This window comes from Agaribacter marinus (assembly GCF_030160655.1).
Lineage (GTDB): Bacteria > Pseudomonadota > Gammaproteobacteria > Enterobacterales > Alteromonadaceae > Glaciecola > Glaciecola marina.
Window position 1 is genome coordinate 140,633 of record NZ_BSOT01000019.1, and the last position, 17,233, is coordinate 157,865.

The window sequence follows — 17,233 nt, forward strand, 5'->3', positions numbered from 1 at the left end:
TTGTAAAAGTGATTTGTGCATATTTAAACAAAGATTAATAAAAGGAATACATTAATGAAACTCTCTAAAAAGTATATTGCGATGATGGCTGTATGTTTGTGGACAAGTGCTTCACAAGCGGCTCTGTTGACTGCGTTTGAAGCAACTGGCGATACTGCAGCTGATATTCAACAAACAGTTGATGACTTTCGCGGTGCATTAGGTGCAAATAATGGAAATCTTCCAATAAATGCGGACCCTAATGGCCGTAGACAAATTAATTGGGATGGTATACCGGATGCCTTTTCTGATCCTAATTTATTGCCAGGCGATTTTTTCAACGCGGACATACCAGGCCGCGCGCGGGGAATTGAATTTCAAGCGACAGGCAGTACTACCGGCTTTATGGTATCTTCTACCGCTGCATCGGGTCAGCCTACAGCGTTTGGTTTTGATAGCGCATTTCCCGTCTTTAGTGACGAACGACTATTTGCGTCAGTAGGCGGTTCAAGTTTCGATATATTGTTTTTTGACCCATCAGACCAAACGACACAGGCAACAGTTACAGGCTTTGGTGCTGTGTTTTCGGGTTTACAAATAGCGTCGCCAGTACAACTTCAGTTTTTCAATCTAGCGAATGAGTTAATCGGTAATTTAGATCCCATCGGCACCGATACAGGCGATGGCCTATCGTTCTTTGGCGCCATTTTTGATGCACCTGAAATAGCGAAAGTTAGTGTGATTGGCGATTCTCGTTTTCTTACTGAAAATGGCCGTTTTGCGGGGGCAAGGGGTGACGGTTTCGCGTTTGATGACTTTATTTTTGGAGAGCCTATTCCAGTTTCACAAGTGAATGTCAGTGCGCCGTCGACTATTGCATTTTTTATTGTCAGCTTTGTAGCGTTTTTCACTTTACATAGAAAAAGTGGATTAAAGAAATAGCGATATCAAGGTCACTTAAGTGCGCGCTGCAAATTAGCGCGCATTTTGTTAATTCTCACATATTCGCGTTTGCTAATTGCATATGGATGTCGCTTGTCAATTCGCTTGGAATGCAAAGTTGCTGTGATAATTGATTCAAGTAGCGTTGTGATTCAACGGCATGCATATCAATCGCACTTGCGCTCGCGGCGTAAACTTCTATGCCTGTTTGAGAATTTGGCACTTGTGCGACTAACTCACTTAATGAAAGTGGTTTACGCAGTTCGTCAAACAACATGGCTTTTTCTTCAACACTTAGATCTAACATTTCAACTTGCGCAAAAATGCGGGCACGTTCATTGTCATCAATGTGTCCGTCAGCATAGGCCGCTGCTATCATTGCTCGCATTACAAGTATTTGACCAGAGGTATTTGTGTCTTCAATAACCTCATTAAAGGCTCGCTCTGGCAGCTGCGCTGGCGTGAAATCAAATTGAACACGGTTGTTTTGTGGATTCGATTGTGGTCGTGTTTGGTGTAAATTGGCTGCCTGCACACTACCTTGTTTACTTGAATACTGTTGATATGCTTTCCATGCGATACCGCCGACGGCGGCTAAAGCGCCTACCTTAAGTGCCGACTTTCCCATTTTCTTTGTTTTTTTACCTGCTACCATACTGGTTAGTCCGCCGCCCGCGACACCTCCAAGAAAGCCACTCAGTGCGCCTGATTTTGATAGTCCGCCTACTAATTTGTGTAAATCCATAATTCACCTGTAATTCAATTGCACCCATTTTGATTTTAAATTCGTAAAGAACTTAAGAATACGTATTTGACAGTCATCCAAAAGACACAATAGTCATTCAGAGTCTGTCTTGATAGCTACAAATTGTTACATGCTATGTCAGCAAAAAGTTTGTTGATGTAAGCAGTATTTATTAACACTAGGCCTTTTATAGGGATAAAAATGAAGCGAAGTAAATTTCTGATTGTGTCCATGGTACTTGTTTTGACAAGTTGTGTATCATGGGTTTTTGCCAAAGGCCCATACAATGAAATGCCTGCTGGCAAATACACGCTAGATTTGACCCATGCAAGTATCGTTTGGAAGGTGTCACATTTCGGCTTGTCGAACTATGTGGCACGATTTACTGATTTTGATGCAATAATTGAATTTAATCCAAATAATATTGAGAAGTCTAAAGTGACAGCATCAATCAACCCAATGTCGGTGCAAACGGCCTACCCAAATGCAGAAGAAAAAGACTTTGACAATATTTTGGCGACCGACAAAGGATGGTTTAACGCGAAGGCGTTTCCACGCATTGAATTTCAATCCACTAGCATCAACATGTTGACGGACGACACCGCAAAAATGTCAGGAAATTTGGTCTTTTTAGGTGTATCAAAAGCAGTAGAGCTTGATGTCACAATTAATGGCGCTATGCCCTCACAACCTTTCAGTCGAAAACCAACTATGGGGTTTTCGGCCAGCACTGTTATCAAACGTTCTGATTGGGGGTTGGACAAATACTTGCCGCACATTGGCGACGATGTTGAAGTTATGATAGAAGGCGAGTTTTCAAAAGGCCCAGATGACTAACGCTCCATGAATGAAATAATGCCGGTTAAAAATAGATATCACACTAGCGCTATCGTTTTGCACTGGTTCATGGCACTTGCGGTAATTGTGATGCTTATATCGGGTTTATATATGGCCAATGGGGATATGCCCAAGTCAGACCAATACAAAATGTACCAATTACACAAAGCCGGTGGCATGACAATGTTGTGGATGATATGTTTTCGTATTGCTATTCGCTTAATACAGCCGCCACCGAGTTTACCCGCAGATTTGTCTCTTACCAACAAACGTGTTGCGAAAATAGGGCACTTAATGCTCTACGCGGGATTAATACTTTTGCCCATCAGTGGTTGGTTTATGGTGTCATCTAGTCCATTTGGTTTACCGACCTTTGTTTTTGTCGATTGGATAAAATGGCCTCATATCCCTTGGGTCAGTAAAAACAAGTTTGTTGAGACACTCAGCAATACAGCGCATTGGATACTTGCGTATTTAATGATTGTGCTTATCACTGGGCACGTGGCTGCGCTTATTTACCATCATAAAAAGCATAATATCAATTTGTTAAAAAGAATGTGGTTCAGAAAATAATGTTAAAATTTGCTAACAGCAACAAAAAGTTCTGCAGGCGTAAAAGCGTCGCCAAAACTGTTTTTAATTTAAGATTCACAGTGCTGCTATGTTTGCTTTGCCTCATACAAAACGTGGTTATTGCGTCTGAAATACAAGCAAACAATAACAATGGGAAGTTACAATTTTCTGGTGAGCATGCAGGTATGGTATTTACTGGTGAGTTTTTGGAGTGGCATGCATCGATTATCTTACCACCTGAGAAACACGCATTAATTACCGCTAGTTTTAATGTGGCGAGCGCAAAAACGGGTGACGCTACTTATGATGAGACCTTACCCGAAGAGGACTGGTTTTACGTCGAAAAGTATCCCAAAAGCACATTCGTCAGCGATACTATTGTGCAAAATGGTGCAGGGTACCAAGTAAGAGGTACTCTTGAGCTTAGAGGAAAAAGACAGAAAATTGCGTTTGTGTTGGAAGACAAAGGAGATGTTCTTGAGGCCAACTTTATTGTTGACCGACTTGCCTTTGATATTGGCCGGGAATCAGATGTTTCTGCAGAATGGGTGAGTAAAGATATCAAAATGTCCTTACTAATTGATAAACCTTAGTATGATGTTTGAGGTTAGTATTGTCATTAGCCTAGTGAGATAAAAACGTTTAGATATAGCCGTAGAACATTAAACCTACAATTGCTCGCGCTCGGAGAGAGCGCGAGTGTCAAAATACTAGTTACTTCAGCACTTTCACCAATTGCTGAACAACTCTTGGGCCACCAGACACAATGCCATTGGCTGAACCTGGTGCTTTTATTTCTGCGTAAAATGGGTCGTTATTTCCTGCGTAGTCGGTACTCAACCCGCCTGCCTCTCTAACTAGTAATTCGCCAGCAGCCATATCCCAGGCCTTTAAGCCCTTTTCAAAATAACCGTCGTAACGACCTGCAGCGACATAGGCTAAATCTAGTGCCGCTGAACCCATTCTGCGAACGTCGCCACATTGCATGAATATTTCGGAAAACTTAGATGAAATACCTGCAAATTCTTCTTTGTTTTTAAAGGGGAATGCAGTGGCGAGAATAGTACTGGATAAGTCTTTCGGTTTGGATGCTCTGATTCTATATCCGTTTAATTGTGCACCTGCTCCTTTTGATGCCGTGAATAACTCTCCTCGAATCGGGTCAAATACGACGGCTTGATCAAGTTTCCCTTTGTTTAACAAGGCAATACTTACGGCAAAGTGAGGGATACCTCGAATGAAATTGGTGGTGCCATCTAAGGGGTCGATTACCCAAGTAAAATCAGGGTCATTGCTGATATTGCCACTTTCCTCACCAATGAACGAATGGTTTGGATAGGATTGCTGAATTTTGTTAATAATAGCGGCTTCGGCTTCATGGTCAATTTTTGTCACATAGTCATGAGTGCCTTTTTGTTGAATTTGCAAATCGTCTAGATTTTCAAATCCTCTGGAAATAATATTGCCAGCCGAGCGCGCGGCGCGCACAGCAATGTTCAGCATAGGATGCATAGATACCACCGAATTGTTGAAAGAACGAACGTTTAAAAAACGCGCGGAGTTTACCAGAATGATTGCCTTAGTAAAAGAAAAACTCTGTTTTGACATATCTTGTCGTGGTATATTACGCGCCGATTTTTAACTCGGTAGGCCGCATTCATGCTAGATGATATACGCATTGTATTAGTGAACACATCCCATACAGGTAATATTGGCTCCGCCGCTAGAGCCATGAAAACAATGGGTTTGTCGTCATTGTATCTTGTCGATCCGGTATCTGCGCCTGATGGTAAAAGTAGTGCGCTAGCCGCAGGGGCCGGCGATGTATTAGCAAGTGCAATTACCGTGAATACCATGCAAGAAGCGATAAGTGGTTGCGGCCTTGTAGTCGGAACGTCAGCTAGATCGAGAACACTCTCATGGCCAATGTTAACGGCCAGAGAATGTGGCGACAAACTTGTTCAAGAAGGTAAACAACATCCTGTTGCTTTGGTCTTTGGAAGGGAAGCTAGTGGCTTAACCAACGAGGAATTACAGCTGTGTAACTTCCACGTATGTATTGACGCTAACCCTGAGTATAGTTCACTTAATTTAGCCGCTGCGGTGCAAACACTTTGCTATGAAATACGTATGAATTATTTAGATATGAAAGCAGCTCAGTACACAGAAAGAGAGGCTCCGGAATATCCTTTTACCGACGATATTGAACGTTTCTATGAACACCTGCAAAGTGCTTTATCCAAAACCGGTTTTATCCGCGAAAACCACCCCGGCATTATCATGACTAGGCTGAGACGCTTATATAATCGCGCAAGGCCTGACGCGCGTGAAATTAATATCTTACGCGGAATGTTGGCGTCTATCGATAAGATGGCAGATAAAACGACAAAAGAAGAGTAAACCATGTTTAGCGATTTTAGAGATGATATTAAAAGTGTTTTCCATCGAGATCCGGCGGCCAAAAGTAGCATTGAAGTTATCCTAAACTATCCCGGTTTACATGCTGTATGGATTCACCGAATCAGTCATAAATTGTGGCTTAAAAAGTTGGGCTGGTTGGCTCGAATATTGTCTACCTTTGCGAGATTTTTGACGGGCATCGAAATCCATCCCGGCGCATCGTTAGGGCGGCGGGTATTTATTGATCATGGAATGGGTGTTGTCATTGGTGAAACAGCGGTGCTAGGCGATGACGTTACTTTGTATCATGGCGTTACGCTTGGCGGGACCACTTGGAATAAAGGGAAGCGTCACCCGACCTTAAAAAATAACGCAGTAGTAGGTGCTGGCGCAAAAATCTTAGGACCTATCACTATAGGTGAAAATGCGAGAGTCGGTTCTAACTCTGTTGTGGTTAAAGACGTCCCTGATGATGCTACTTGTGTTGGAATTCCCGGACGTATTATTCAAATGCAGAAAAAACAGGGCTCACAAAACGGGTCTAAGCGTATAGAAATAGCCAAAAAATATGGTTTTGATGCCTATGCAGTCGCTGAAGATAATCCGGATCCTGTCGCAAATGCAATGGGGTTGTTACTTGAACATGTCCACTTAATGGACAAAAAAGTTGAAGAAATGTGTGGTGTTATTCAATCACTTGGTGGCGATGTTTGTACGGATAGCTTGCCACATATAAGTGCTGAAGACTTTGAAAAGACAGGTATTTCTCCCGTATTGAAAAAGGCGCAAGTAGAGGCCTTTGACCCTCACATTTAATTGTGAATTTTTCAGGTGCAATGTGGAAAGAATAAGCTATAAAAAATAACCTAGTAAATTAGTCAGGTAAATACTTGACAAATTTACTCAAGTAATTAGACTTCACATCACGAAACAAACTAGATGAAGTGATATATGAAACTAACATCAAAAGGACGCTATGCGGTGACCGCAATGTTAGATGTGGCTCTGCATTCAAAGCGTGGTCCTGTGCCTTTAGCTGATATTTCTGAACGACAGGCAATATCACTTTCATACTTAGAGCAGTTGTTCTCTAGATTGCGAAAGCATGAACTTGTATCTAGCGTTCGGGGTCCCGGTGGTGGATACCAACTTGGACGCGAAGCATCTGACATCGCCGTTGGAGAAGTGATATCTGCGGTTGACGAAAGTGTTGATGCGACAAGATGTAACGGCAATTCAGATTGCCAAGGTGGCGAGCGATGCCTTACGCACAGTTTGTGGCAAGATTTGAGTGACAGAATCACCAATTTCTTAAATGAAATCACCTTGGGTGAACTCATGAGCAAAGGCGAAGTATTAACCGTCGCCGACAGACAAAATAAATCTGCAAAAAAAATGGTTAACGACATTGAAATTAGCATGCAACTTTAAGCGGAGTTACTGATGAGCAATATACAACTACCTATTTACCTTGACTATGCGTCAACGACACCGGTTGATCCGCGTGTGGTAGAAAAAATGAAAGAGTGCTTATCCTTAGAAGGAAATTTCGGTAATCCTGCATCTCGTTCTCATAAATTTGGTTGGATTGCTGAAGAGGCGGTCGATATTGCACGCAATCAAGTGGCAGACTTAGTGAACGCAGATTCTAGAGAGATCGTCTTTACGTCTGGTGCAACTGAATCAAACAATCTAGCAATAAAGGGTGCAGCGCATTTTTATCAAAAGCGTGGCAAACACATCATTACCCTTAAAACTGAGCATAAAGCGGTACTTGACGCTACACGTCAACTAGAACGTGAAGGATTTGAGGTGACTTATATGGCGCCTGAAAGAAATGGTTTAGTTGACTTGGAAAAATTGAAAGCTGAAATACGTGAAGACACCATTTTAATCAGTATTATGCACGTTAACAACGAAATTGGTGTCATTCAAGATATTGCTACTATTGGTGAAATGTGCCGAGAGCGCAAAATTATTTTTCATGTAGATGCTGCGCAAAGCACAGGCAAAGTGCCAATCGACTTACAAACGTTAAAAGTCGATTTAATGTCTTTCTCCGGTCATAAAACATACGGGCCAAAAGGAATCGGCGCACTTTATGTTCGCAGAAAACCAAGAATTCGTATTGAAGCACAAATGCATGGTGGCGGGCATGAACGAGGTATGCGTTCAGGTACATTAGCAACCCACCAAATTGTTGGAATGGGCGAAGCCTTCCGTATAGCCAAAGAAGATATGGCGAGCGAAAACGAACGTATTAAAATGCTCAGAGATAAGCTTTGGAATGGCATCAAAGGCATGGAAGAAGTTTACTTGAATGGCGATGCTGAAAAACGTGTTGTTGGTAGTTTAAACGTCAGTTTTAACTATGTTGAAGGTGAAAGTTTAATTATGGCATTAAAAGATATGGCTGTTTCTTCAGGTTCAGCATGTACTTCGGCAAGTTTAGAGCCTTCATACGTATTACGTGCCTTAGGTATGAATGATGAACTTGCGCACAGTTCAATTCGTTTCAGTATTGGTCGTTTTACTACCGAAGCCGAAGTAGACCATGTGATTAACGTTGTCCAAGACGCAATTGTAAAGCTTCGTGAAATGTCACCGCTTTGGGATATGTTCAAAGATGGGGTGGATTTAGAGAGTGTCGAGTGGGCTCACCACTAAATGTGACTTGAGTTAAGCATTAATTTAATAAGGCATTGTGTAACTATGCAGTGCGTTAAGCAGATAATTTTTTGAGGTGATATAAAATGGCTTATAGTGAAAAAGTAATAGACCACTACGAAAACCCACGTAATGTCGGCGCTTTTGACAAAAATGATCCTACAGTCGCAACGGGTATGGTCGGTGCACCTGCGTGTGGTGATGTTATGCGACTTCAGTTGAAAATTGGAGACAATGGCATTATCGAAGATGCTAAATTTAAAACTTACGGTTGTGGTTCTGCTATTGCGTCTAGCTCATTGGTAACGGAATGGGTCAAAGGGAAGTCAATAGATGAAGCTACTGAGATTACCAATACTGATATTGCGCAAGAATTAGCGTTACCACCAGTAAAAATTCATTGTTCGATACTTGCTGAAGATGCGATTAAAGCCGCGGTTAGCGACTATAAGAGTAAACAAGCTTAATTATTTGTTGTGTAGGTGCTTGAGTATGCAAGCACCGTTAAGATTTAATGGGAGCAGTATTTTGGCTATCACAGTGACAGAGGCTGCGGCTAACAGAGCCAAAACCTTTTTACAAAACAGAGGCAAAGGCTTAGGACTTAGACTAGGCGTCAAAACCACTGGGTGTTCGGGTTTAGCTTATGTATTGGAATTTGTTGATGAGCTAGATGAAGGTGATGAAATCTTTGAAGACAATGGTGTAAAGGTCATTATTGATGGTAAGAGTCTGGCGTACCTAGATGGTACAGAGTTAGATTTCGCCAAAGAAGGCTTGAATGAAGGTTTTCAGTTTAATAACCCTAATGTATCTGGCGAATGTGGTTGCGGAGAGAGCTTTAACGTTTAGGTTGGGTGTTTAGATGTATTGCGAGTTTTATTCTCTACCAAATTCAGCATATCCACCCCTTTTTATCATTTCTTAAGTTTACTGCTGACAATGACCAATTATTTTTCACTATTTAATATTCCAGAAAAATTTTCTATTGATTTGATAGAGCTTAAAGCTCGGTATCAAACCCTGCAAAAACTTACGCATCCGGATCGTTTTGTTAATGCTAGCGATCAAGAAAAACGTATGTATATGCAAAAGAATACGCAAATTAACGATGCATATTTTGTTTTAAGTGCTTCGGTTAAACGTGGCGAACACATACTTGATATTCGAGGTTTTAAACGCGTTGATGAGCAAGCGACGCATAGTGACAACAGTTTTTTAATGCAACAAATGATGCTAAGAGAACAGTTAAGCGAGGCGACTGATGAAGTATCTTTTAATGCCTTGGAGGATGAAGTTACAACGCTTACGAATGATTTACTAGATAAAGTACGTAATGGTTTAGATAGTCATAATGAAGCAGGTCACCGAGCTGCCGCAGATGCGCTGACAAAATTAAAGTTTTTAGCGAAGCTCGGTGAAGAATCTCTCGCACGAAAAGAACAAATCTTATAATAGGACGTTTAAATGGCATTATTGCAAATTGCCGAGCCAGGCCTTAGTGCTGAACCTCATCAGCGCAAAATTGGGGTGGGTATCGACTTGGGTACGACTAACTCACTGGTTTCAGTGGTCAAGAGCGGTGCAGCTGAAACATTGCCTGATCACGATGGAAAACACCTATTACCGTCTGTCGTTCAATACCAAAAAGATTTGACAAATGTCGGAGAAGAAGCAAAAAACGCTTCTGCTAGCGATCCCGTCAACACTATTGTTTCAGTAAAGCGATTTATGGGAAGAAATGTTGAAGATGTCGTATCTACGTGGAAAAAATTGCCTTACCAATTTGCTGAAAACTCCGGCAATCCAATTTTTCAAACTGTACAAGGGAACAAAAACCCAATTCAAATTTCGGCAGATATTCTAACAGCACTTAAAGTACGAGCTGAAGCATCAATGGGCGATGATATCACCGGTGCTGTAATAACGGTACCTGCCTATTTTGACGACGCGCAACGCCAAAGCACGAAAGACGCTGCGCAACTTGCCGGCCTAAATGTGCTTCGTTTACTGAATGAGCCCACTGCTGCCGCGATTGCTTATGGTCTTGATAATGATGAAGAGGGCAGTATTGCCGTTTACGATTTAGGTGGTGGAACCTTCGATGTGTCCATTTTACACCTGAATAAAGGCGTTTTTGAAGTATTGTCAACGGGTGGGGATACCGCACTTGGCGGCGATGATTTTGATTTAGCAATAGCGGAGTATGTTACTGGTAAATTAGGTGTAGAGGAACAATCAACCAAATATCATCGACAGTTTATGAATGCTGCTAAGCAGGTTAAAGAAGCATTATCAACGACGGACTCAGCGACATTCACGGTAGATATTGAATCTCACCTTCACTCTATTACTATCACCAAGCTAGAATTTGAATCGATTATTAAGCCGCTCATTGATAACAGTATCAAGATTTGTAAGCAGGCTTTAGCGGATGCAAAACTTAAGGTCGATAAAATACAACAAGTGGTGATGGTTGGTGGTTCGACGCGCGTACCTTTAGTACGTGAATTAGTCGGAAACTTCTTTGACACGCAACCACTGACGAGTATTAACCCAGACAAAGTAGTGGCTATAGGTGCAGGGATACAGGCAGACATTTTGGTAGGGAATAAGCCTGACAATGATATGTTATTGCTGGATGTCTTGCCTTTATCTCTTGGTATTGAGACGATGGGGGGATTGGTTGAGAAAATTATTCCTCGCAATACGACGATACCGGTAGCCAGAGCACAAGAATTTACAACCTTTAAAGATGGTCAAACGGCCATGATGATTCATGTGTTGCAAGGGGAACGTGAGCTTGTAGACAACTGCCGCTCTTTAGCTAAATTTAACCTCACCGATATGCCGCCGATGGCCGCAGGTGCTGCTCATATACGCGTGACGTTTCAAGTTGATGCGGATGGTTTGTTGAGCGTGACAGCGATGGAAAAATCTTCCGGAACTCAAGCGCATATTCAGGTGAAGCCGTCTTATGGCTTAGAAGAGTCCGAAGTACTTGAAATGCTGACTGCGTCTATGACTCATGCAAAAGATGATATGCAAGCCCGTATGTTAAAAGAACAACAGGTTGAGGGACAAAGAGTGCTTGAAGCTATGGATGGTGCTCTTTCAGCAGATGGGGATAAATTGCTAAGTAAAGACGAACGTGAAGCGATTGACGTCGCGTTGCTTCAATTAGCGACATTAATTCAATCTGATGACGCCGATGCTATTAAGCAACAAATTGAAACCGTTGATAACGTGAGCCAAACATTTGCAAGCCGAAGAATGGATATGTCTATTCGAGAAGCTTTGTCTGGCCAATCAGTCACAGATTTATAAGTTAAGGGGATAAAATGCCGCAAGTAATATTTTTACCACATGAAGAGTTATGCCCCGATGGTGCTGTGTTGGAAGGAAATGAAGGTGAAACAGTATTAGATGTCGCCTTAAAAAATGGTATCGGTATAGAGCATGCCTGCGAGAAAGTTTGTGCGTGTACCACGTGCCACGTAATTTTGAGAGAAGGTTTTGACTCGACAGGTGAAGCTGACGATTTGGAAGAAGACCTGCTAGATAAAGCATGGGGACTTGAGCCAGAATCTCGTCTCGGTTGCCAGGCTGTTATTTCAGACGAAGACCTTGTGGTAGAAATACCAAAGTACACAATCAATCACGCGTCTGAACAACATTAAAAATTCATTGGGATTTTTGCTTGAAGTTGCATATAATCGCGCGCAGTCAATTTATTCATGCAACATATTATACATACAATAGGATTTCATCATGGCTTTAGAACGCACTTTTTCTATTATTAAACCGGATGCTGTAGCAAAAAATGCGATCGGTGCCATTTACAATCGCTTTGAATCTGCAGGTCTACGTATCGTGGCTTCAAAAATGGTTCATCTTTCTCGCGAAAAAGCGGAAGGTTTTTACGCTGAACATAAAGAACGTCCGTTCTTTGGTGCTTTAGTTGACTTTATGACATCTGGTCCAGTAATGGTTCAAGTGCTTGAAGGTGAAAATGCTGTTGTAAAAAATCGTCAAATCATGGGGGCAACTAACCCTGCAGATGCTGATGCAGGCACTTTACGCTCTGATTATGCGGCGTCTATCGATGAGAATGCGGTACATGGTTCTGATGCTCCAGAATCTGCTGCACGTGAAATTGCATACTTCTTCTCTGACGAAGAAATTTGCCCACGTACAAGATAAAACAAACATAAATTAATGATAAAGGGAGCTAAGGCTCCCTTTTTTTGCTATACAGTTAACTATAATCAAGCACATTGTAATTTCGCTGTACCGCATTCATGCAGTAAATAGGCATTCGATAATGACACAAGCATCTGATAAAGATAATTCCATATCACTCACTAGTCGCGGCGCTAAGAAAGTAAATTTACTTAATTTCAATCGCGAAGGATTGAGAGAGTACTTTGCCTCTATCAATGAAAAACCGTTTCGAGCGGATCAGTTGATGAAATGGATTTATCAGGTCGGTGAATCAGATTTTACAAAGATGACAAACCTCAACAAGGTTTTGCGCGCCAAACTAATTGAACATTGCGAAATTAGGGCGCCCGAAATCTCAGAGTATCAGCAAGCTACAGACGGAACAATAAAGTTTGCGATCATGTTAGATGGTGGTCAAGAAGTAGAAACAGTATGGATACCTGAAGCGGAAAGAGCCACATTGTGTGTGTCTTCTCAAGTTGGTTGTGCGCTTGAATGTACTTTTTGTTCAACGGCGCAACAAGGGTTTAATCGTAATTTATCTGTTGCAGAAATTATCGGTCAGGTTTGGCGGGTGGCTACTTTCATTGGCTTATCAAAAGATACTTCTCAACGACCAATTACTAATGTCGTCATGATGGGCATGGGTGAACCATTGCTTAACCTCAAGAATGTTGTCCCTGCAATGGATATTATGATGGACGATTTTGGTTTTGGTTTGTCAAAGCGAAGAGTAACATTGTCAACGTCAGGTGTGGTGCCCGCTCTGGACATGCTGGGTGATCAAATTGATGTTGCCTTAGCGATTTCTTTGCATGCACCAGACAATGTATTGCGAGATGAAATAGTGCCGGTAAATAAAAAATATCCAATTGAAGAATTTTTAGCGGGTGTAAGGCGCTATTTAAGTAAGTCTAAAGCGAATCAAGGAAAAGTAACGGTTGAATACGTTATGCTTAATGGCATAAATGACAGCACTGAGCAAGCGCATCAATTGGCGAAAGTGTTAAAGGAAACGCCTAGTAAGATAAACTTGATTCCTTTTAACCCATATCCCGGTTCTCCCTATACTTGTTCGAGCAATTCAAGAATAGATAGGTTTGCAAAAGTCTTAATGAACTATGGATTTACAGTGGTTGTCAGAAAAACACGCGGTGATGACATTGATGCAGCTTGTGGTCAGTTGGTTGGAGACGTGGTAGACCGAACTAAGCGTTTGCTAAAAAAACAAATGCAAGGAAAGCCTATCTCGGTTAGAGTCTCAGAGTAAAATTCCAGAAACACATAATCGGAGAAGCCTTAAGGTGTTGAAAAAAATTGCAATATTGTGTTTTTTTGTCGTGCTTGGTGGTTGTGTATCAGAGCCGGTCGACCCTGCATTTGTAGGTACTGGGGCTATTGACAAAGATGAAGCGGCAAAAACAAGAGTTAGTTTAGGTTTAACGTATCTTAAGAATGCTAATTATACGCAGGCTAAATTTAATCTTGATAAAGCAATAGAATTTGCGCCGCGCTCGGGTGAAGCGCATTACGCAATGGCTTTTTACTATCAGCAGGTTGGCGAAAATGCGATTGCTGAAGAGTACTATGAGAATGCGCTTGCTTATTCGCACAACGATCCGGATGTTGTAAATAGTTACGCGGTGTTTTTGTGTCAACAAGGCGAATATGAAAAAGCGAAAACGTATTATCTTCAGGCCATTAATTCACGTAATTATGTTGCTACAGCTGAAACATACGAAAACTTAGCTATTTGCACATTGAGTCATGGTCAAAAGGAAGAGGCGATTGAGTACTTTAATAGTGCCTTAAACCATCAACCGACCCGCCCAAGAAGTTTGTTTCTCTTAGCACAAACCTATGTTGAGTCGGGGCGTTGGGAAGAAGCAAAAAAAACGCTTTGGCGTTATGAAAGAAATGCGCAGGTCAATGCTGAATCTTTATTTATGCAATATAGAATTGCCCAGGGCGTGGGTGATACAAAAGCTGCAATTGGCTATGGAGATTTGCTTAACAGTATGTTTCCAAAACACGAGAACACTACTAAATATAACGACGAAATGAGTAAGTTTGCGCCAGCTGCAAAAGTGACTCGAAAATTAGCGAATGTAAAACCTACGCAAATTGCGTCAGAGCAACTCGAACCTGAAAATAGTATTCTTCAGGGAAACGTTGAAAAAATAGAACAAACCGCTAGTGAAAAAGTAGATACTGAGTTTTCGGATGTTAATGACGCCGATATAGTTGATGAGAACGCTATTGCGGATGAAAATCAAACAACTGGCTTAGATATTTTGGCGGACAACGAGCAAACGCATGAAAATATTGAAAAATCAGTAGAAAATGATGTATTTCATATTGTGCAGCCGAAAGAAAATTTGTATCGTATTTCTCTAAAGTATAATGTGAAAATGGATAAATTGTTGGAATGGAACAATTTATCTGATGCATCATCAATAAGAATAGGCACTAAGTTGCGGGTGAGGGAACCTAATAATAATGAATGACCAAGAAAAAACACCGGCACAGGAAGTAGAGCCTCAGAACGGCCAAAGTCCAGGACAGCAGTTAAAAATTGCGCGTGAGACCTTGGGTCTTAGCCAGCAACAAGTCGCGGAACGCCTACATTTACGTCTCAATAGTATTGAAACGATAGAGACCGATGGCATCGAGCAAGGCGTATCTATTACCTTTACCAAAGGTTATGTCAGACTTTACGCTAAATTAGTAAACTTGGACGTTGCCCCGTTGCTGGTTGCTTTTGAAAAAATCCATGCAGGTGACAAAAAGCCAGCTAAGCTGCAAAGTTTTTCGCGCCGAGTTGAACGTGAGGCTAACGATAACCGTTGGAATATGGTGACATATATCGTTGTTATTTTAGTTATCGCATCGTTAGGTTATTGGTGGTATGACCAACAGGATAGTTCGTTGTCAGATTTAGCGAGCGACGCTGCGCAGCAAGTAAGAGATACCTTTGAACAATCTCCGGATGAACCAGTTGAAGAGGAAAAACTAGATTCGGGGCCTCAAATAACGGAAGAAAATGCACAGCAATTGCAATCAGACCAAGCGAGTAATTCTGATATAGATAATTCAGCGTCGAGCTCACTTGAGATTGTAAATGACCTATCCGACGAGGGAAGTGGAATAAACTCTAGCGATACGATTGCCGATACTTTAAATGACGATGTTTCAGATACGTTAGTTACGTCCACAGACAAGATCATTGAAGATACTGGTGCTGATGTTAATGCATTGTCTAGCGCCGTTGCTGATGAAGTAACGGATTTAAATGAGGCGGTTAGTGACACATTAGATGATGCAACTGATAATGCCCAAGAAGAAGCTGAGCAACTAACGCAAGTAGAACCGATTCGGAATTCATCTTCTGCTATTAATACAGATGGCACAGTAGATATGATATTTACCTACAAGCAGGATTGTTGGCTAAGTGTCAAAGACGCGACAGGTGAAACATTGATATACGGTACAAAGCGCAAAGGGCATGTGTCGGAAGTCAGTGGTATTCCCCCAATAAAAGTTAACCTTTGTCCGCGAGAGCGTGTAGAAATTGAATATGGCCGGCAGCTGGTTGATTTGAGTGTATTTTCACGTGGCAGTCCGGTTAAATTAGAACTACCATTAGTGAGCCAATAATGTTTGCTGAGAGTCCTATCAAACGCCGCAAATCTAAGTGTATATATGTAGGCGATGTTCCGGTAGGCGATGGCGCGCCAATATCTGTACAATCGATGACAAATACTCTAACAACTGATGTCGAAGCAACCGTTGCTCAAATTAATAAAATCAAGGCTGCAGGTGGCGATATTGTAAGAGTGTCGGTGCCTACAATGGACGCCGCCGAAGCCTTCAAGCGTATTCGCCAGCAAGTTGAAATTCCGTTAGTAGCCGACATTCACTTTGACTATCGTATTGCGCTTAAAGTAGCAGAATATGGCGTAGACTGTTTACGTATCAATCCAGGCAATATCGGTAATATTGAACGGGTCAAATCAGTCGTAGATTGTGCGAAAGATAAAAATATCCCCATACGTATTGGTGTGAACGGTGGGTCTTTAGAAAAAGATTTACAAGAAAAATATGGCGAGCCAACCCCTGAAGCATTGGTTGAATCGGCAATGCGTCATGTGGACATTTTAGATAAGCTAAATTTTGATCAATTTAAGGTGTCGGTAAAGGCCTCAGACGTATTTTTAGCCGTGGGTGCGTATCGATTACTTGCCAAGCAGATAGAACAACCCCTACATCTTGGGATAACCGAAGCAGGCGGATTAAGGTCTGGCTCAGTAAAAAGTTCTGTTGGCCTAGGTATGCTGTTAGCCGAAGGTATTGGAGATACTATCCGAATTTCGCTTGCCGCTGACCCAGTTGAAGAAATTAAAGTCGGCTTTGATATTCTTAAGTCGTTGCGTATTCGTTCTAGAGGCATCAATTTTATTGCATGCCCAAGTTGTTCTCGGCAAGAGTTTGATGTTATTGCTACCGTCAATGCTTTAGAGCAGCGCTTGGAAGATGTGTTAACGCCGTTGGATGTGTCAATTATTGGTTGTGTTGTCAACGGCCCAGGTGAAGCTGAAGTATCAGACTTAGGCTTGACAGGCGCGAGAAACATGAGCGGTTTTTATGAAGACGGTGAGCGTCAGCGAGAGCGTATCGCTAATACCGATTTAGTCGATAAGCTTGAGCATAAAATTCGGACAAAAGCATTGATTAAGGCATCGATGCTAGAAGAAAATAAGCGAATTGATGTCAAACATCTAGATGAGTCAGCATAAATTTCCTTTATTACTTGTTTTTCTTCCCTTCCTAGATTTACCCAGCGTGACAAAATCCTTATAATGTCGC

Annotated in this window: 20 protein-coding genes; 18 read left to right on the top strand and 2 right to left on the bottom strand. The window is 41.7% G+C overall.

Annotated elements, in window-relative coordinates; genetic code table 11:
- The first annotated feature begins 54 nt into the window (after positions 1-54).
- Complete coding sequence (locus QQK00_RS19415) at positions 55-921, top strand: hypothetical protein (RefSeq protein ID WP_284219357.1); 867 nt, start codon at positions 55-57, stop codon at positions 919-921.
- Positions 922-976: 55 nt separating this feature from the next.
- Here QQK00_RS19415 and QQK00_RS19420 read toward each other — a convergent pair whose 3' ends face one another.
- A complete protein-coding gene (locus QQK00_RS19420; protein WP_284219358.1) occupies positions 977-1,666 on the bottom strand; it encodes a tellurite resistance TerB family protein in 690 nt (229 codons plus the stop codon).
- Positions 1,667-1,867: 201 nt separating this feature from the next.
- Between QQK00_RS19420 and QQK00_RS19425 the strand changes: the two genes are divergently transcribed.
- From QQK00_RS19425 to QQK00_RS19435, 3 genes are all read left to right on the top strand, one after another.
- On the top strand, positions 1,868-2,503 hold the full coding sequence (locus QQK00_RS19425) for a YceI family protein (protein WP_284219359.1): 636 nt from the start codon (positions 1,868-1,870) through the stop codon (positions 2,501-2,503).
- 6 nt (positions 2,504-2,509) lie between these two features.
- On the top strand, positions 2,510-3,076 hold the full coding sequence (locus QQK00_RS19430; RefSeq protein ID WP_284219360.1) for a cytochrome b: 567 nt from the start codon (positions 2,510-2,512) through the stop codon (positions 3,074-3,076).
- Between the two features lie 80 nt (positions 3,077-3,156).
- Positions 3,157-3,669, top strand: coding sequence for a YceI family protein (locus QQK00_RS19435; protein ID WP_284219361.1), 513 nt, complete (start codon positions 3,157-3,159; stop codon positions 3,667-3,669).
- 121 nt (positions 3,670-3,790) lie between these two features.
- Here the strand turns inward: QQK00_RS19435 and suhB are convergent, their stop codons facing one another.
- Positions 3,791-4,588: an inositol-1-monophosphatase gene (suhB, locus tag QQK00_RS19440; protein ID WP_284219509.1), complete on the bottom strand. Its 798-nt coding sequence runs from the start codon at positions 4,586-4,588 to the stop codon at positions 3,791-3,793.
- A 147-nt stretch (positions 4,589-4,735) separates the two neighbouring features.
- On the opposite strand from suhB, the gene trmJ reads away from it, so the two are divergent.
- The 14 genes from trmJ (at position 4,736) to ispG (ending at position 17,163) form a co-directional block, all read left to right on the top strand.
- Positions 4,736-5,476 (top strand): tRNA (cytosine(32)/uridine(32)-2'-O)-methyltransferase TrmJ, encoded by a 741-nt coding sequence (gene trmJ / locus QQK00_RS19445; RefSeq protein WP_284219362.1) that lies wholly within the window; start codon positions 4,736-4,738, stop codon positions 5,474-5,476.
- Positions 5,477-5,479: 3 nt separating this feature from the next.
- Entirely contained in the window at positions 5,480-6,292 is an 813-nt protein-coding gene (cysE, locus tag QQK00_RS19450) for a serine O-acetyltransferase (protein ID WP_284219363.1), read from the top strand.
- Between the two features lie 135 nt (positions 6,293-6,427).
- A complete protein-coding gene (iscR, locus tag QQK00_RS19455; RefSeq protein WP_284219364.1) occupies positions 6,428-6,907 on the top strand; it encodes a Fe-S cluster assembly transcriptional regulator IscR in 480 nt (159 codons plus the stop codon).
- Between the two features lie 21 nt (positions 6,908-6,928).
- The gene (locus QQK00_RS19460) at positions 6,929-8,143 is read left to right on the top strand and encodes an IscS subfamily cysteine desulfurase (protein WP_284219510.1); all 1,215 of its coding nucleotides are present in this window, start codon (positions 6,929-6,931) and stop codon (positions 8,141-8,143) included.
- A gap of 86 nt (positions 8,144-8,229) precedes the next feature.
- The gene (iscU, locus tag QQK00_RS19465; RefSeq protein WP_284219365.1) at positions 8,230-8,610 is read left to right on the top strand and encodes a Fe-S cluster assembly scaffold IscU; all 381 of its coding nucleotides are present in this window, start codon (positions 8,230-8,232) and stop codon (positions 8,608-8,610) included.
- A 61-nt stretch (positions 8,611-8,671) separates the two neighbouring features.
- Positions 8,672-8,995 carry an iron-sulfur cluster assembly protein IscA gene (iscA, locus tag QQK00_RS19470; RefSeq protein WP_284219511.1) on the top strand — a complete coding sequence of 108 codons (324 nt, stop codon included), beginning with the start codon at positions 8,672-8,674 and terminating at the stop codon, positions 8,993-8,995.
- A gap of 90 nt (positions 8,996-9,085) precedes the next feature.
- Complete coding sequence (hscB, locus tag QQK00_RS19475; RefSeq protein WP_284219366.1) at positions 9,086-9,598, top strand: Fe-S protein assembly co-chaperone HscB; 513 nt, start codon at positions 9,086-9,088, stop codon at positions 9,596-9,598.
- A gap of 12 nt (positions 9,599-9,610) precedes the next feature.
- Positions 9,611-11,470 carry a Fe-S protein assembly chaperone HscA gene (gene hscA / locus QQK00_RS19480; protein WP_284219367.1) on the top strand — a complete coding sequence of 620 codons (1,860 nt, stop codon included), beginning with the start codon at positions 9,611-9,613 and terminating at the stop codon, positions 11,468-11,470.
- Between the two features lie 14 nt (positions 11,471-11,484).
- Positions 11,485-11,823 carry an ISC system 2Fe-2S type ferredoxin gene (fdx, locus tag QQK00_RS19485; RefSeq protein WP_284219368.1) on the top strand — a complete coding sequence of 113 codons (339 nt, stop codon included), beginning with the start codon at positions 11,485-11,487 and terminating at the stop codon, positions 11,821-11,823.
- Positions 11,824-11,914: 91 nt separating this feature from the next.
- Entirely contained in the window at positions 11,915-12,346 is a 432-nt protein-coding gene (ndk, locus tag QQK00_RS19490; RefSeq protein WP_284219369.1) for a nucleoside-diphosphate kinase, read from the top strand.
- A gap of 121 nt (positions 12,347-12,467) precedes the next feature.
- Entirely contained in the window at positions 12,468-13,637 is a 1,170-nt protein-coding gene (gene rlmN / locus QQK00_RS19495; RefSeq protein WP_284219370.1) for a dual-specificity RNA methyltransferase RlmN, read from the top strand.
- 34 nt (positions 13,638-13,671) lie between these two features.
- Positions 13,672-14,874 (top strand): type IV pilus biogenesis/stability protein PilW, encoded by a 1,203-nt coding sequence (gene pilW / locus QQK00_RS19500; protein WP_284219371.1) that lies wholly within the window; start codon positions 13,672-13,674, stop codon positions 14,872-14,874.
- A complete protein-coding gene (locus QQK00_RS19505) occupies positions 14,867-16,024 on the top strand; it encodes a RodZ domain-containing protein (RefSeq protein ID WP_284219372.1) in 1,158 nt (385 codons plus the stop codon). The genes pilW and QQK00_RS19505 overlap by 8 nt, the downstream gene beginning before the upstream one ends.
- Complete coding sequence (gene ispG / locus QQK00_RS19510) at positions 16,024-17,163, top strand: flavodoxin-dependent (E)-4-hydroxy-3-methylbut-2-enyl-diphosphate synthase (protein WP_284219373.1); 1,140 nt, start codon at positions 16,024-16,026, stop codon at positions 17,161-17,163. Before QQK00_RS19505 ends, ispG begins: the two co-directional genes overlap by 1 nt.
- The last annotated feature ends 70 nt before the right edge of the window (positions 17,164-17,233 follow it).

Bases quoted from the DNA above. Each gene is read 5' to 3' on its own strand.
- rlmN (WP_284219370.1), top strand. From the start codon at position 12,468: ATGACACAAGCATCTGATAAAGATAATTCCATATCACTCACTAGTCGC.
- trmJ (WP_284219362.1), top strand. From the start codon at position 4,736: ATGCTAGATGATATACGCATTGTATTAGTGAACACATCCCATACAGGT.
- QQK00_RS19505 (WP_284219372.1), top strand. From the start codon at position 14,867: ATGAATGACCAAGAAAAAACACCGGCACAGGAAGTAGAGCCTCAGAAC.
- hscA (WP_284219367.1), top strand. From the start codon at position 9,611: ATGGCATTATTGCAAATTGCCGAGCCAGGCCTTAGTGCTGAACCTCAT.
- hscB (WP_284219366.1), top strand. From the start codon at position 9,086: ATGACCAATTATTTTTCACTATTTAATATTCCAGAAAAATTTTCTATT.
- QQK00_RS19420 (WP_284219358.1), bottom strand. From the start codon at position 1,666: ATGGATTTACACAAATTAGTAGGCGGACTATCAAAATCAGGCGCACTG.
- cysE (WP_284219363.1), top strand. From the start codon at position 5,480: ATGTTTAGCGATTTTAGAGATGATATTAAAAGTGTTTTCCATCGAGAT.
- QQK00_RS19425 (WP_284219359.1), top strand. From the start codon at position 1,868: ATGAAGCGAAGTAAATTTCTGATTGTGTCCATGGTACTTGTTTTGACA.
- ndk (WP_284219369.1), top strand. From the start codon at position 11,915: ATGGCTTTAGAACGCACTTTTTCTATTATTAAACCGGATGCTGTAGCA.
- suhB (WP_284219509.1), bottom strand. From the start codon at position 4,588: ATGCATCCTATGCTGAACATTGCTGTGCGCGCCGCGCGCTCGGCTGGC.
- fdx (WP_284219368.1), top strand. From the start codon at position 11,485: ATGCCGCAAGTAATATTTTTACCACATGAAGAGTTATGCCCCGATGGT.
- iscU (WP_284219365.1), top strand. From the start codon at position 8,230: ATGGCTTATAGTGAAAAAGTAATAGACCACTACGAAAACCCACGTAAT.
- QQK00_RS19430 (WP_284219360.1), top strand. From the start codon at position 2,510: ATGAATGAAATAATGCCGGTTAAAAATAGATATCACACTAGCGCTATC.
- ispG (WP_284219373.1), top strand. From the start codon at position 16,024: ATGTTTGCTGAGAGTCCTATCAAACGCCGCAAATCTAAGTGTATATAT.
- QQK00_RS19415 (WP_284219357.1), top strand. From the start codon at position 55: ATGAAACTCTCTAAAAAGTATATTGCGATGATGGCTGTATGTTTGTGG.
- iscR (WP_284219364.1), top strand. From the start codon at position 6,428: ATGAAACTAACATCAAAAGGACGCTATGCGGTGACCGCAATGTTAGAT.